The organism is Thermogemmatispora sp. (assembly GCF_042408735.1).
In the GTDB taxonomy this organism is placed as follows: domain Bacteria; phylum Chloroflexota; class Ktedonobacteria; order Ktedonobacterales; family Ktedonobacteraceae; genus Thermogemmatispora.
On the sequence record NZ_JBHOQV010000130.1, the window covers coordinates 35,728 to 49,468 of the forward strand.

11 protein-coding genes are annotated in these 13,741 nt (G+C 60.8%); 5 read left to right on the top strand and 6 right to left on the bottom strand.

Annotated features, from left to right (window positions below; genetic code table 11):
- Window positions 1-43 precede the first annotated feature (43 nt).
- The 4 genes from ACFMO7_RS13090 to ACFMO7_RS13105 form a co-directional block, all read right to left on the bottom strand.
- Window positions 44-1,309, bottom strand: coding sequence for a TIGR00300 family protein (locus ACFMO7_RS13090; RefSeq protein ID WP_376795928.1), 1,266 nt, complete (start codon window positions 1,307-1,309; stop codon window positions 44-46).
- Window positions 1,310-1,547: 238 nt separating this feature from the next.
- The gene (cas4, locus tag ACFMO7_RS13095; protein ID WP_376795929.1) at window positions 1,548-2,111 is read right to left on the bottom strand and encodes a CRISPR-associated protein Cas4; all 564 of its coding nucleotides are present in this window, start codon (window positions 2,109-2,111) and stop codon (window positions 1,548-1,550) included.
- A 113-nt stretch (window positions 2,112-2,224) separates the two neighbouring features.
- Window positions 2,225-2,641: a hypothetical protein gene (locus ACFMO7_RS13100; RefSeq protein WP_376795930.1), complete on the bottom strand. Its 417-nt coding sequence runs from the start codon at window positions 2,639-2,641 to the stop codon at window positions 2,225-2,227.
- Window positions 2,642-2,702: 61 nt separating this feature from the next.
- Window positions 2,703-3,344 (bottom strand): HD domain-containing protein, encoded by a 642-nt coding sequence (locus tag ACFMO7_RS13105; RefSeq protein WP_376795931.1) that lies wholly within the window; start codon window positions 3,342-3,344, stop codon window positions 2,703-2,705.
- A 1,173-nt stretch (window positions 3,345-4,517) separates the two neighbouring features.
- Here ACFMO7_RS13105 and rpsU point away from each other — a divergent pair.
- On the top strand, window positions 4,518-4,706 hold the full coding sequence (gene rpsU, locus ACFMO7_RS13110; RefSeq protein ID WP_052890055.1) for a 30S ribosomal protein S21: 189 nt from the start codon (window positions 4,518-4,520) through the stop codon (window positions 4,704-4,706).
- A 318-nt stretch (window positions 4,707-5,024) separates the two neighbouring features.
- On the opposite strand, the gene ACFMO7_RS13115 is transcribed toward rpsU, so the two are convergent.
- Window positions 5,025-6,038, bottom strand: a complete 1,014-nt coding sequence (locus ACFMO7_RS13115) for a dipeptide epimerase (RefSeq protein WP_376795932.1) — start codon at window positions 6,036-6,038, stop codon at window positions 5,025-5,027.
- A 441-nt stretch (window positions 6,039-6,479) separates the two neighbouring features.
- Between ACFMO7_RS13115 and ACFMO7_RS13120 the strand changes: the two genes are divergently transcribed.
- From ACFMO7_RS13120 to ACFMO7_RS13135, 4 genes are all read left to right on the top strand, one after another.
- The gene (locus ACFMO7_RS13120) at window positions 6,480-6,995 is read left to right on the top strand and encodes an NUDIX domain-containing protein (protein WP_376795933.1); all 516 of its coding nucleotides are present in this window, start codon (window positions 6,480-6,482) and stop codon (window positions 6,993-6,995) included.
- A 687-nt stretch (window positions 6,996-7,682) separates the two neighbouring features.
- Complete coding sequence (locus ACFMO7_RS13125; RefSeq protein WP_376795934.1) at window positions 7,683-9,386, top strand: ABC transporter substrate-binding protein; 1,704 nt, start codon at window positions 7,683-7,685, stop codon at window positions 9,384-9,386.
- Window positions 9,387-9,481: 95 nt separating this feature from the next.
- Window positions 9,482-10,771, top strand: coding sequence for an ABC transporter permease (locus tag ACFMO7_RS13130; protein WP_376795935.1), 1,290 nt, complete (start codon window positions 9,482-9,484; stop codon window positions 10,769-10,771).
- Window positions 10,772-10,795: 24 nt separating this feature from the next.
- A complete protein-coding gene (locus tag ACFMO7_RS13135) occupies window positions 10,796-11,926 on the top strand; it encodes an ABC transporter permease (protein WP_376795936.1) in 1,131 nt (376 codons plus the stop codon).
- Between the two features lie 132 nt (window positions 11,927-12,058).
- Here ACFMO7_RS13135 and ACFMO7_RS13140 read toward each other — a convergent pair whose 3' ends face one another.
- Window positions 12,059-13,645 carry an APC family permease gene (locus ACFMO7_RS13140; protein WP_376795937.1) on the bottom strand — a complete coding sequence of 529 codons (1,587 nt, stop codon included), beginning with the start codon at window positions 13,643-13,645 and terminating at the stop codon, window positions 12,059-12,061.
- Between the last annotated feature and the right edge of the window lie 96 nt (window positions 13,646-13,741).

Consider the following 13,741-nt stretch of genomic DNA (forward strand, 5'->3'; position numbering starts at 1 on the left):
AAACTGGACCAGGCTGCTGCTGACAGCAAGAGGGTAGCCTTCGCTAAGCGTGGGCGGCACCGGCCTCCAGGGTTGCCAGGTCGCTGAGAACGTCCTCGCGTCGCAAGGCTTCGACCAGCTCGCGCAGGAAAAGCTCGGCATCCGTCACCAGGCCAGCAGCCTGGAAACTGCCGCGATCGGCCAGCTTGGTCACTACCGCCGGATTGATGTCCACCACCACGGTCCGCACCGTGGCCGGCAGCAGGTTCCCGGTAGCGATGGCGTGCAGCATCGAGGCCACCATGATGGCCATCTCCACGCCTTGCAAAGCCTGGCGCATCTGGCGCTGCGCTTCCTGCATATCGGTAATCACACCCGGCATTGGGCCGTCATCGCGAATCGAGCCAGCCAGCACCATCGGCACCTTATGCCTGATCGCCTCATAGGTCAGGCCCTCGCGGAGCAGGCCCACCTCAACCGCCTTCTCCAGGGAACCGACCGCTCGGATAGCGTTGATCGCGCGCAGGTGATTGCGGTGGCCGCCCTCGACCTGTTCGCCGGTGCGCAGATCGACGCCGAGCGAGGTACCGAAGAGGGCCGACTCCACGTCGTGGGTCACAATAGCGTTCCCCCCAAAAATCACCTGCACGTAGCCGCGCCGGATCAGCTCCGCCACATAGCGGCCTGCCCCCGTATGGATGACCGCCGGGCCGAGCACAAAGAGAATCTTGCCCCCACGGACCCGGGTCTCCTTCATCTGGCGCGCGATATGCTGAATCATCAGGATCTTGGCCTTCTCTGAGGAGACATCGCTCTGCATAAAGGCGAAGATCTCGCGCTCGCGGGCCCGCTCGAAAGAGTGGACGCGGATGCCCTCATGGCCGACCACTACCTCGTCGCCGACCTCGACCTCGTGCATTGGCTTGCAGTAGGCGCGGCGGTGCTCGCGATCGATGACGATCGCGACGTCCATTTCGATGCGCTCAACGTCGATCCACTGTCCGTTCAATCGCACCTGGGTTGGCAGGTTGGTTGTTGAATAGAAGCCCTCGGGGAGGACTCCCCGCTGTTCCACGCGCGCGGTGCGCACGTCGTGGCCATTGACGAGCATCGCCCCAAGCTGCTGCAGTTCCGAGATAATCAGATCGAGGGTCTGCTCGTCGTTGGCCTTGATCTCCATGCGCACGTAGCTCGGCTCGCTCTTGTGCTTGCCGACCTGAATCTCCTGAATCAGGAAGTCACCGCCGCGGTCCATGATGATGTCCCAGGCGCGCGGCAACGTCCAGGAGTCGATGATATGTCCGCTGAGTTCTATGATTTCGCTCGCCATGAGAATGACTTTTCTCCCAGACCAAACAAGATGCAGTCAGTGTTTTCAAGCCATGCTGCTTGCTGGTGGCTTGTGCTGTTCTCTCTATCAACAGGGCAAGGACGGAACAGAGAGGAGAAGGGGTGACTCCGTTGCCCACCTGCGGCCCCGCGCGCTGTCCTTGTTCTTGGCTTCAGTTTAGTCCCCCCGGGCATGGCTGTCAACTCCCGGCTCCAGTCTGGGACTCCGGCCGCGCTGGCTACCAGCGCCGCCCGATGGGACAGATACTTTGGAAGGGACAGGAGCGACATTTAGAGGCTTTTTGGCGGGCGAGGGCTGGCGGTTGCTCGGCGCTGCAGCGCTGCATCTCTTCCAGCAGACGAATCACTTTGCGTCGCAGGGCCGGAGTGTATTCGACAGTAAACTCGTTGTCGGCGTAGCGCAAGATGCCGTGCGTTGGAGGAACCGGAAAGTAGTCCTCCAGGATCAGGCAGTAGGCGCCGATCTGAACGATGTGGTTGCTGTAGGGGGCGGTGGCATTGTGGACCTGCAGCTTCAGCTCGATGGGAACAGGCCGCCCATCCGGTAACTCGACTATGTAGTCGGGCTTACCAACAAGCGGGTAGCTGCTGGCGACCAATGGCTCCCCCTGGCCATCGGCGTCCTCATAAACCAGTGTCCCCTCGGGCAGTCCCAGAGCACGCTGGCGCTCGGCCAGCAAGCGGGCGCGCTGGGCGGCGCGCTCGTTGCGCAGCAGGAGCAAGAGCGCAATGGCGATGAGCAGTACAGCCAGGCCAAGCGAAAGCAGGATGCTATTGAGCATGGTTCATCCATCTGCTCTCTGTTGCTCATGGCGCGCTACTCGCTCGTGCCTGACAGGATTCTCCTGCTCCGGGCGGCCTTGAGCGAGGCGAGCGCGCGACCCCAGCCGACCGGTCAGCGTAAGAAAACGGCGGCGGCGATCAGTACGATGGCACAGATCAGGAGCGCCACGGCGGCCAGCGTCAGCCGGCGACTACAGCCCGAGAAGGGCTGCGCTCGCCCCTCGTCGTGCACGTCTTCGACTGCCTGCGCGTGCTCCCGGTGCTGTTCCTGTCCGGTGTCGAAGGCCCCTCGCCGCAGCAGAAGGCGCTCGTGAAGCTGGTACTCCGGCAGCGCTGTGGCCTGGGGACCATGCTCGTGCTCCAGTTCGACCATGCGCGCAAACAGCTCCTCGCTGTCCGCCTGCGCTGCCGGCTCGTATTGCTCGTGCCACCAGGCCAGTGGACAGTACTCGAAGGCTGCCACCTCGCTGGCGGTAAAGTAGCGCTTGGATTTCTCTTTTCCTCGCGGCTGGCGGTGCCCTGGCAGCATGGAAACTCCTTCCCTGACCGTGGCCCTCTGACGGCGCGCTTGCTTTCCCGACAAGGCGGGACTATTCGCTGCGCGCCGGCTGGTTCGCCTGACTTACTTGACGCCCAGGGCTGGGCGTGGCGCCATTCTCGGAACTCGTGCCGGCCAGCCCCAGCTCGTCGGCGATCGTCGACATGGCTGTGATGACGTTGGCAATGTGCTCATCAAGGTCGACGCCCAGCTCGGCAGCCCCGCGAATAATATCGTCGCGGTTAACACCTGCGGCGAAGCCCTTCGTTTTCATCTTTTTCCGCACCGACGAGACCTCTAGCCCAAGAATGCTCTTGTTGGGCCGCACCAGGGCGGTTGCTGTCACGAGGCCAGTGATCTCGTCGCAGGCATAAAGGGCCTTGGAGAGCAGATCGTTGCGTGGATGGGTCTCGGCGTTGAGATCGTTGTGGGCCAGAATGGCGTAGATAATGCGCTCGTCGTAGCCGGCCTCCCGCAGCCAGCCGGCCAGCACGCGGGTGTGCTGCTGTAGGTCGGGATATTCCTCATAGTCGCAGTCGTGCAGCAGGCCGGTAATGCCCCACAGCTCTTCGTCTTCTCCATATTTGCGAGCATAGAAACGCATGGCGGCCTCAACGGCCAGCATGTGACGCTGCAGATTCAAATTTTTTACGTGCTCAGTCACCAGACGGTAGGCATCATCGCGCGTTGGCATATGCTCTTCTTCTCCAGTCGCTTGTGTTTCTCTCGGGTGGCTCCCGCGAATCTTCCTGAGGATTGGCCGCCGGAGACCCCAGGACCCACTCAGGGGAGGAAGATGGCCTTCCTTCCTCCTTCCGTCAGCGTGGGATTGAGACGCCCCTCCAGAGCGCTCCTATCGAACGGGGAGAGGATAGGGACCCTGCAAGCCCTCCTCAAGCGTTGCGGCTCTTCTGGCTCAAGGTAGCCCTGGCTGCTCTCCCCCTATCGGGGCGTCGCCCTTGCGTGGGCTGACATTCCTAAATAAATAATATCTTGCTGAGGGCGCACAAGACTCCAATATGCTGTGCAGAAGTTGGGCGGGCGGCTCCGGATCTCTCTCCACGCCGCCAGTCTTTCTTGAGGAGTTGCGCCAACGGCCGGGTGCTGCTTCCTGCCTGAAGGCTCCCCTGTGCCAGCGGGAGCTTCCTGTGGAAGTACCTCCCGCCTTCTGGACCAGATCCCCTGTGTGAGGACTGCGGTTTCTCTCGGCTCTCTCGGGGCGACCTCTGCTGGCCCTTGCCCTTGCAATGATAGCTCAGTATACCGAGATGAACTTTCTCTGTAAAGTGCCCTACTCTCTCCTTGACTTTCTGGCGATTCTGGTTCTTACTCTTCCTGAGAAGATGAACGCAGTCCAATCTATGATTGATGGAAGAAAAAATACTATGCTCTCTTACAGCTAAGTGGGGCGGAAATGCCCACCTGGAAACAGCCGGATCGTGGCCGCAGGAGGCCGACCGTAGCTGGCCGTCGGTCCTCACTCAGTATGCTGGGTTGCCAAAGGATCTCGGCCATCGTGGTCCTTGCTGGTCGGCCTGGCCGGTCGGCAGGGGAGCGGGTGCCTGCGAAAGGCTGAGCTGACGCTGGGGTCTCTGGCCATGCTCTGGCTGGGCATCGCTGTAGTCTGTGGGAAAAGCAGAGAAAAGATAGCATCCCGCCTGCAAAGTATGCTATACTGGGAGCAATCGAGATGGGCGTGGCCCGCTCAGCCTCTTCGTAGCGGGGCGCTGGCTTGCGCTCCTTCCTCGTTGATGTTGTGAATCATTGCTGCCTTTCTCATCCTTCTATTTAATGCCTGTTACCGACGGCGGGCTGCATGCGGGCCGCTGCGGGTAGCGGCAGATCTAGATAGGGGCTGGTTTTCTCGATGAGCGAGATCAAGGTGAATCCGGGCGAGCCGTTTGATGTCGCCCTTAAGAAGTTTAACCGCCGCGTGCAGCAGGATGGCATTCTCTCGGAGGCCCGCCGTCGCGCGCGCTATGAGAGTCCGCAGGACCGCCGCAAACGCAAGGCGGCCAATCTGCGTCGCAAGCTCCGTCGCTCGCGCCGTGGGTGAGGCCGATCGCTGGCTCACCAGGTAATGGCGGCCGGCTGATGACCGCCGTTCGGCTGTTCCCCTGAGGGAGAGGGAAGGGCCGCGCCAAGAAGTGGAACCTGCCTGGGAGGCTCTCCCGTCAGGCCAGGGTCGTTCTATCCCTCTGCAACGCCTTTCAACGCCTTCCCATCTCCCTTTCTCTAGGGGTGCCTTCTCTCCTCTTGCGCTCGCCCCCACCCCCTCTTCTTGACCTTCTCCTCTCCCCTTCCTGCCTGCCTTCCTTCCTGGATTGAGCTTGCCTTCGGCTGAGCTGCCGCGTCCGGAGAGCGCTGGCTGACATCAGGGACGGGGGGTGACTCCCAGGCCAGGGGCCTCGGGCAGGACCAGCTTCCCCTCAACGACTCGTACTCCGCTGAAGGGGTCGTTGTTGATAAGGAGGTGGCCATCCAGGTCGGCGTAGTCGACAAGCGGTGTTAGATGAGCGGCGGCTGTGATGGCCAGCGAACTTTCGATCATACAGCCGAGCATGACCTGGAGATGATGGGCGCGGGCAGCGTGGATCAGCTTAAGGGCCCGGTTGATGCCGCCGCATTTCATGAGCTTGATGTTGATGCCATCAACACAGCCGGCCAGACGCGGGATATCCTCCAGAGAGACGCAGCTCTCGTCAACGATGATGGGGACTGGTACCTGCTGGCGGAGGAGGCGCAGGCCCTCCAGATCGCCGGGCGCAATGGGCTGCTCGACGAACTCGATGCCATATTCTGCCAGGGCGTTGATGGTGCGAATGGCTTCTTTGACGCTCCAGCCGGCGTTGGCGTCGACGCGCAGGATGGCTTGCGAGACGGCGCGGATGGCCCGCACGTTCTCGACGTCATGCCTGGTCCCAACTTTGATCTTGAGAATGGGGTAGTCGCGAGCGCTGGCTGCTTTCTCGGCCATGCGCTCGGGAGTGTCGAGGCCGATGGTGAAGGAGGTCAGGGCAGTGCGCTCAGGGTTGAGACCAAGCAGACGGTAAAGCGGCAGGTTCAGTTGCTTGCCAACGAGGTCGTAGAGAGCCATGTCAATGGCGGCTTTGGCGGCAGCGCTGTGCCCAATCGCCTGGTCGAGGCGCGCCAGAATGTCTTCAATGAGGAAAGGGTCGTCTCCCAGCTCCCCGGCAAAGCGCTCCAGACAGGCCCGCGTGGTGGCAAGCGTGTCTCCGTAGTAGGCTGAGGGCGCTGCTTCTCCATAGCCGTTGAGACCAGCGTGGCTGATGGTTACAAGCAGATTCTCGGCGACCTCTTCGACGCCGCGTGAGATGCGAAAGGGCGTGCTCAGTGTGAGCTGCAAAGGACGAGTCTCTAGCTGCATTGGTCGGCTACTCCTTGCTCTGCTCTCTGGTAAGACTGTTGCTGGTTGGCTCCCCTGGGGCGCCTTGCCTTGCCCTTCCCTTGTCTTCTCTTCTTCTTTCTCCTCCTCCTCCGGCCTTGCCCGGGCCTGTCGTGCTCTGGCTGGCCCCCAGCGATTCGCTCCTGGCCCGCCTGGCCTACAACGCCGAACCTTGGGGGAGCGTATCTTTTTCTGAGCATAGCATAAGCAGCCAAGGGCTGCCTGCCCCGGACCGCTCTGGTCCCTGGCCCGGCGATGACTTGATGATGAGATTGCGACAGGCTTGAGACAGGGCCTCGTGCCGATTGTGACAGGGCCGCAGTATGCTCTCTCCTGTACCACAACCGCTGTCGCCACTGCAGGCGGACGGGTGCTTGTGTGGTAACCAACCAGAAAGAACGATAGGACCTGGCTATGAGGACGATGAAAACGAGGCTTTATACATACCTGAAGCGTGTTGTCAGCTTTTGTTTTAATCTACTCAATATGCTGCTCGGCGGCAAGCTGCCGCCCCTTGGCAGCGCGGCAGTAGTGGTTGAAGAGCAGGGGCGCTACCTGGTGATGCTTCAGCCTAACGGACGAGTGGTCTTTCCTGGCGGCTTTCTGACCTGGCGGGAGCATCCGCGCGAAGCTGCAGAACGCGAGGGACGCGAGGAGACGGGGCTGCTGTTGGAGGCCGATGATCTGATTAATTTTTATTCCTTGGTGCCGACCGACTGGCGAGCTTTGAGCACGGTCAGCTTTGTTTATCGGGGGCGCGTGCGCGGTGGGCACCTGCGGACTGGGGTCGAGGGCCGTCCTTGCTGGCTCACGGAGGAGGAGCTGCGGCGGCGTATGGACCCTCATTCGCTGCGCGTCCTCGATGATTACCTGGGCTATTGCCAGCGGAGACGCCAGGAGCTGAGTCGCGTCAAGACGCTGGTACCCCTGGTGCGCTGAAAGCTGGAGGCCCCTGGCGGAGGAGAAACGGTCGCTCTGGCTCCGTTCCCAGAGCAGCCCTCTCCCTCCTCTCTGCCAGAAGTGGCAGGACCTATATATAACTATCGGATAGCTAACTACCGGAAAGTGGCTATTCCATCCTCCTCACCAAAGAAGGGCGTGACCTGTCTCAGAAGGCGGCCCGTACGGATCGTCGCCATCGGACTGGTCTGGCCCGCTCCAGACAGAGAATTATTCTTATAGTCTTTAAAATCGAGGCTGGAGGGAGAGAGGAGCTGATGCAGCCTGTCTAGCGGCTGCTGATCAGGGTTGCGGTGGAAGAGCGGGTTAGCCATGTGAGCGCAGTAAAGGCTATGCTGTGGCATCGTCGACGGGAGGGAACAGGAAGTCAAAATCGCTGGGGAGCCTGGCAATCAAGAGCGAGCGGGCAGGTGCCGATTGTTGAGAGATTCCTCCTGGAATGGACGTAATATCTATACAGCTCAGCCTGCTACAAGGAAGGGAGTCGAGCGGACGTTTCAGCGAGCGAAAGGAGGCAACGGTGCACAGGCAGAAACGTCGCGGTCCTTACGGGCGCGCGTAGCAGGAAGCGTCTTCTTTATTCTACCAGTCGGTGCCGGCTGGTAGAAGCCACTCATTACCATCTTCTCCGTCCCGACAGGACAGAAGCCAGAAGAGAGGTTACCCGTGCGTAAGAGCAGACCATTTCCTTTGGCCTTCATCCCGGCCTTGCTCTGCCTCATCGCGCTACTTGTTGCCTGTGGAGGCGGTCAGAGCGGCACCAGCAGCACACAAGTTGCGCCACCTGACAAGCAAGTGCTGCGCATTCCCATTGGGGCGACCGATTTTGGCACCCTTGACCCGGCGCTGGTGCAGCTAGCCGTGGACGCCAACACCATTCAGTCCATCTGGACTGGTCTGGTCGAGTGGGATCACAATGTGCAGCTCCGTGACCAGCTAGCCCAATCTCATGAGGTCTCCTCCGATGGGCTGACCTACACCTTCCACCTGCGGCCCAACCTGAAATTCAGTGACGGCACGCCGCTCACCTCGCAGGACGTTATTTACAGTATCAACCGCACCCTGGAGCCGGCCACCAAGTCTCAGGTTGCCTACTATCTGAACCTGATCAAGGATTACGACAAGATCACCAGCGGCAAGATCCCGACCCTGATCGGCGATAGCCTGCTGGCGCCTGACCCCAATACGGTCGTGATCAAGATCAGCAAGCCGGCGGCCTACTTCCTGCAGGCCCTGACCTACCCTTGCTCCTACGTTGTTGAGAAGAAGCTGATCGACAAATACGGCAGCAAGTGGACCGACCACCTGACTGAGGGTGGTGGTGCGGGGCCCTTCAAGGTCCAGAGCTACGATCACACCAAAGGAATTGTTCTGGTCCCCAATCCCAACTACTACGGTCCCCAGCCCAAGATCCAGAAGCTGGAGTACCTGATCTCCGGCGATCAGGACACGACCTTCCGCGCCTACCAGTCGCACCAGTTTGACTACACCGGCGTGATTGGCGTTCCGCCAGCTCAGATCGACTCTGTCCGCAGCTCGCCGGAGTTTCACGAGTACGTGAACTTCCGCATCCGCTACATCACCATGAACTACCTGGTGAAGCCCTTTGACAACATCCACATTCGCCAGGCGTTCGCCCTCGCTATCGACAAGACGCTGCTGCAGAAGACGGTCTTCAGGAACGCCGTCGAGGCCACCAACCACATTGTCCCCAAGGGCATGCCGGGCTACAATCCCAACCTGGTCGGCCCGGCGGGCGTCAGCAGCCTCTCCGGGGACAAGGCCAAGGCCAAGCAGCTCCTCCAGCAGGGCCTGCAGGAAGAGCACATGACCTCGCTGCCAACCATCACCTTTAACTACTACACCGATGTCCAGGCCATCGTCCAGGCCTCCCAGGCCATCGCCCAGATGTGGCAGAACGTCCTCGGAGCGAACGTGAAGCTGGTTGGCACGACTTACGAGAAACTCATCACTCTGGAGAACGCGACCGTCAACAATCCCAATGGCCTGCAGGTCTGGATCTCCGGCTGGCTGGCCGACTATCCTGACCCCCAGGACTTCCTGTCGGTCTTCTTCGACAAAGGCTCTGGCTACAACCAGATGAACTACGGTCAGAACAACTCGACCGACGCCGCGAAGCAGCAGCAGGTTCAGAAGCTGCTCGAAGAGGCCGACGTCAACCTGAATCAGACGCAGCGCATGCAGCAGTACAACCAGGCCGAGCAGCAGATCGTCGATGACGTGGGCTGGATTCCCATTTATCAGAACAAGATCCAGCTCATGCAGAGCACGAAGCTGCACGGCATTGTCTACAATGGCCTGTCGGTCATTCCACCCGACGACTGGGCCAACATCTACTTCACCGTCTGAGACTCTGCGCTGGTCGGCCCGCTCTGCCTCTGCCTCTGCCCCGGCAGTTCCTCGGCAGGCAGATAAACGGGCAAGGCAGGCGGCCAGCGCTCGCTGTGCTGGTGGGTAGAGCCTGGCATTCTGCACTCACTCACAGCTCGCAGGCGCTAGCCACGGGCGCGGGCCACGGAGTCCAGGATGCCAGGCTTTCCCTGTTACCAGGCCAGGCTGGACTGGACTGGCCTGGCCTTGGACCGATCTACCTGGTTGGCTATACTTATCCCTATGGACGAACCTGGCTGTGGACCATCCTGTGGACCATCGATCCGATCGCCCTGGCCTTTCCGCACCCGCGCTCCTGGCAACCGGTGAGGCGGGTGCCAGGGCGAGGTGAGGGAGCAAGCAAGGCAAGGGAACGCAACGCAACAGAGAGTGGGAGTCCATCGATGCTCCAATTTCTGGTCAAGCGCCTGATCGGGCTTATTTTTGTGATTGTGGGGATCACCTTCATCACCTTCATCATGGGCTATCTGGCCCCAGGTGACCCCATTCGGGCCCAGATGGGCGACCATTTTGACTATCACACCTGGCTGATGCTGCGTCACGCCTACGGGCTAGACCTGCCGTGGTATCAGCAGTACTACAACTACCTGGTGCACCTGGCCCATCTTGACTTTGGCATGTCCTTCAAGTACCAGAACCGGGCGGTCTGGGACATTCTCAAAGACGGCGTGCCGGTCTCGCTAGAGCTGGCTTTCTGGGGACTCGTCGTTGAGCTGCTGCTCGGCATCCCCGTGGGGATCCTCTCGGCCATCCGGGCCAATAGCTGGATCGATACCCTCAATATGGGTGTGGCCCTGATTATCTATGCCCTGCCGCCCTTTGTCATTGCCATTCTGGCCCAGGTGATTATCGTCTGGGTTGATAGCAAGACCGGGGCGAGCTGGCCCTCCTCGTCGTGGGGGACGCCCTGGCAATACGACTGGGCCGACCTGCAGCCAAAGATCGTTCCCATCATCGTCTACGGGGCGGCTGGCTACGCCTATTTTGCCCGCCTGGCCCGCACAACAATGCTGGAGGTGCTCCGTCAGGACTACGTGCGCACGGCCCGCGCTAAAGGGCTGCACGAGCGCATCGTCATCTACTGGCATGCTCTGCGCAACGCCCTCATTCCATTGGTGACCGTCCTGGGCGTGGCCATTGGCCTGCTGGTCGCGGGGACCTTCTTCATCGAGCAGATCTTCAATATTCCGGGCATCGGGCGCATCTCTCTGCAGTCCGTCATTGACCTCGACTATCCCGTCATTCAGGCCACAGTGGTCCTGTTGGCGGTCGGCGTCGTCATCGGCAATCTCATTTCCGATATTCTCTACACGATCGTTGATCCGCGCATCAGGCTCGAATAGGGGAGGCGAGGAAGGAGCAGACCTATGTCTATGGATGCACAGCGTAAACCATCTGAGGCTGCCGGCGAGAGCTTTATCAAGCCTGATGCGGGACTGCAACCGCCGCCGGCTGAGCTATTAGAATTGGCCGCCGGGGTCAGCGAGGCGCCGCCTCTCGCGACCCCGCTCGGAGAAGAAGAGGAGATGGAGCAGAAGCGGCGGGCGCCTTCGCCCTTGCGCGAATCCCTGCGCCGCCTTCGTCGTGACAAACGGGCGATGTTCAGCCTGGGATTGATCATCTTCTTTGTGCTGGTCGCCTTTTTTGGGCCCCCCATCTACCAGCACATCGGCGGCATCTATCAAAGTCCCCAGAATGGCCCGGTTCCCGCCAGCGTCTACCATAGCTACTACCATGAGGAACTGATTCGCCAGGACGAGGGTCCCTCGGCCCAGTACTGGCTGGGAACCGACGATCTGGGACGCGATATTCTGGCGCGGCTCATGCAGGGAATGCTGGTCTCGATCATTGTGGCCGCCCTTGTTGAGGTCGTCGACATCGTCTTGGGCCTGATCGTGGGCGTGCTGGCCGGCTACTTCGGTGGCTGGATCGATCAGCTGCTGGCGCGCTTCACCGACCTGATGTTTGCCTTCCCGGGCCTGCTCTTCGCCATTATGCTGACCGGCATCATTGGCCCGGGAGCCTCCGACGCTCTGGCCAAGCTGCCGATCATCGGCCCCAACGGCAACGGGCGCCTGCTCCTGGTCTCGCTGGCTCTGGCCATCACGGTCTGGCCACTGATGGCCCGCTACGTGCGCGGACAGACGCTACAGCTCAAAGAGCAGCAATTCATCGAAGCGGCGCGCACCTCTGGCAGCAGTGACCTGCGCATCATCTTTCGCCACATCATCCCGAATCTGATGAGTATCGTGGTAGTAGCCTCGACGCTCAACATCTCGAATACCATCATCGGCGAGGCCGGCATCAGCCTGCTTGGCCTGGGAGTCCAGGCCCCTGGCTCCAGCCTGGGCCTCATGATCTCCGATGCCACCCCCTACATCAATACTCACCCCTGGGAGATCCTGGTGCCCACAACCGTCCTCGCCCTCATCGTGGTCGCCTTCTCGTTCCTCGGCGACGGCCTGCGCGACGCCTTTGACCCGCGCTCCAAAGATTGAGGACCACGCTCTCCCCGTGGTCCCTCAATCGCTCGCGCGGCCAGGAGAGGTCTGACTTGCTGATCTTTGATGGCCTGGTGAAGGCGGGAGAGGGAGGCCCGCTCCGCCCCGGCCAGCAACGAACGGCTGCGGCTAGAGACGGGCGCTCTCCCAGTTGGCTTCACTGTTGGCAAACATACTCCCGATGGCGGCAATCACCAGGTAGGCGAAGGTCAGCACGCTGATGATGATGAACCACTGGGTGTTGCTGATCAGGCTGGTCCACGAGTAGAAGAGGGTGTCGAGAATAGCCAGGAAACAGGCCAGCGAGCCACAGAAGACGCAGCCCCACAGGATCGGCGCCGGCACGATGCGCCGCTCGCGGAGCAGGGGATGGCGCATGCCATGGAGCCGGATCAGGTTGAAGAAGAGGAAGCCCGCCGAGAAGGCCCAGACCAGGGTTGAGGAGGCCAGCATGATGTTGTAGACCTCTGTCGAAAGGTTGGCTGGGGTCGTTATCTGGACGGTGTAGGGCGCCAGCAGGAAGACAAAGGCCGTCACAACGATGGCTACCGCTGCCTGGAAGAGAATGGCGTTGGCTGGCACCCGCTGGCGATTCAGGCGAGCGACCTTCACCGGCAGGCGCTGATCGATGCCAGCTACCATCAGCAGGCGGGCATAGGCGTAGTTGTAGACGACCATTGCCATGACGAAGAAGCTCATCAGGCAGAAGGCCACGATATTGCCCGTGAACTTGCCAAGGGCTAGATCGACCACGTGGACCAGGGCGAAGGGCGCAGCCCCGTTCTGGGGACCGGCAATGACCAGCAGGGCGAAGGTGGCGATGCCATAGCCGGCAATGACCAGTAAAGCCCCCCAGAAGAGATGGCGCGTGATGACCCGCAGGCGAGCGACCTCTCCACCCATGTTGAGCGGCACCTCCGTTCCCAGGTAGGCCAGAGTGATCAGGCCGAAGAGGTAGAGGTTGCCGCTGTTCTTGTCTAGACGGATGCTCCAGTCGGAGAGATGGCCAAAGCTGGTGGCCGAAGGATGACCACTAAGCAGCCAGACCAGCCCCGACAGGCCGAGCAGGACCACCGCCAGTAAGGTCAGACCAGCCACAAGGTTCACCAGCTTCTGTACCGAGCTGTAACGCTGGATGGCCAGCGCGCTGGTCACAGCGATCAGGACGATGATAAAGAGGCCCTGCTGCCAGGGTTCGGTCAGCCAGCCTGGGTTGAGTCCCTGTAAATAGGAGACGATGACATCTCCGGCACTGATGATCACGAGGACACCGGGGAACCAGGCGCAGAAGGCGGCGAAGAAGCTCCAGTAGCCGCCAAAGGCTTTGTGGGTCCAGTTGTAAAGCGAACCTTCGTGCGGGAAAATTACGCCGAGCTGGGCTGTGGCGATGACGCCTGGGATAAAGAAGGCCAGAGCGCCCAGGACCCAATAGGTAAAGGCCGCTGCGCCGCCAGCAACGGCGGTGGTGGCGTTGGTGATGAAGAAGACAATCATGAGAAAGGTGGCGACCATGTCCCCCGTGCTCAGCAGGCGGGGCATCACCCGCGGTACGTAGCTTTCGGATGGTAAAGCCGCTTTCCAGGCTTCGCGCTCATCCTCCGGCTGCTCAACCTCGCCCTCTCCCAGCAAGCCATTGACCCGGAGCGTCGGTTCGCTGGGGAGGCCGCTCCTGCCCCGGCTGGCTTCAAATCCGCCTCGCTCCTGTTGCATAGGCATAGCCCTTCTCCTCCTTCTTGCCTGCTCTCTTGCTGATACTGACTATACCGCCGCTCATTCTCTATGATCGCAAGAGAGGGGTTCTTCTGCAATCTC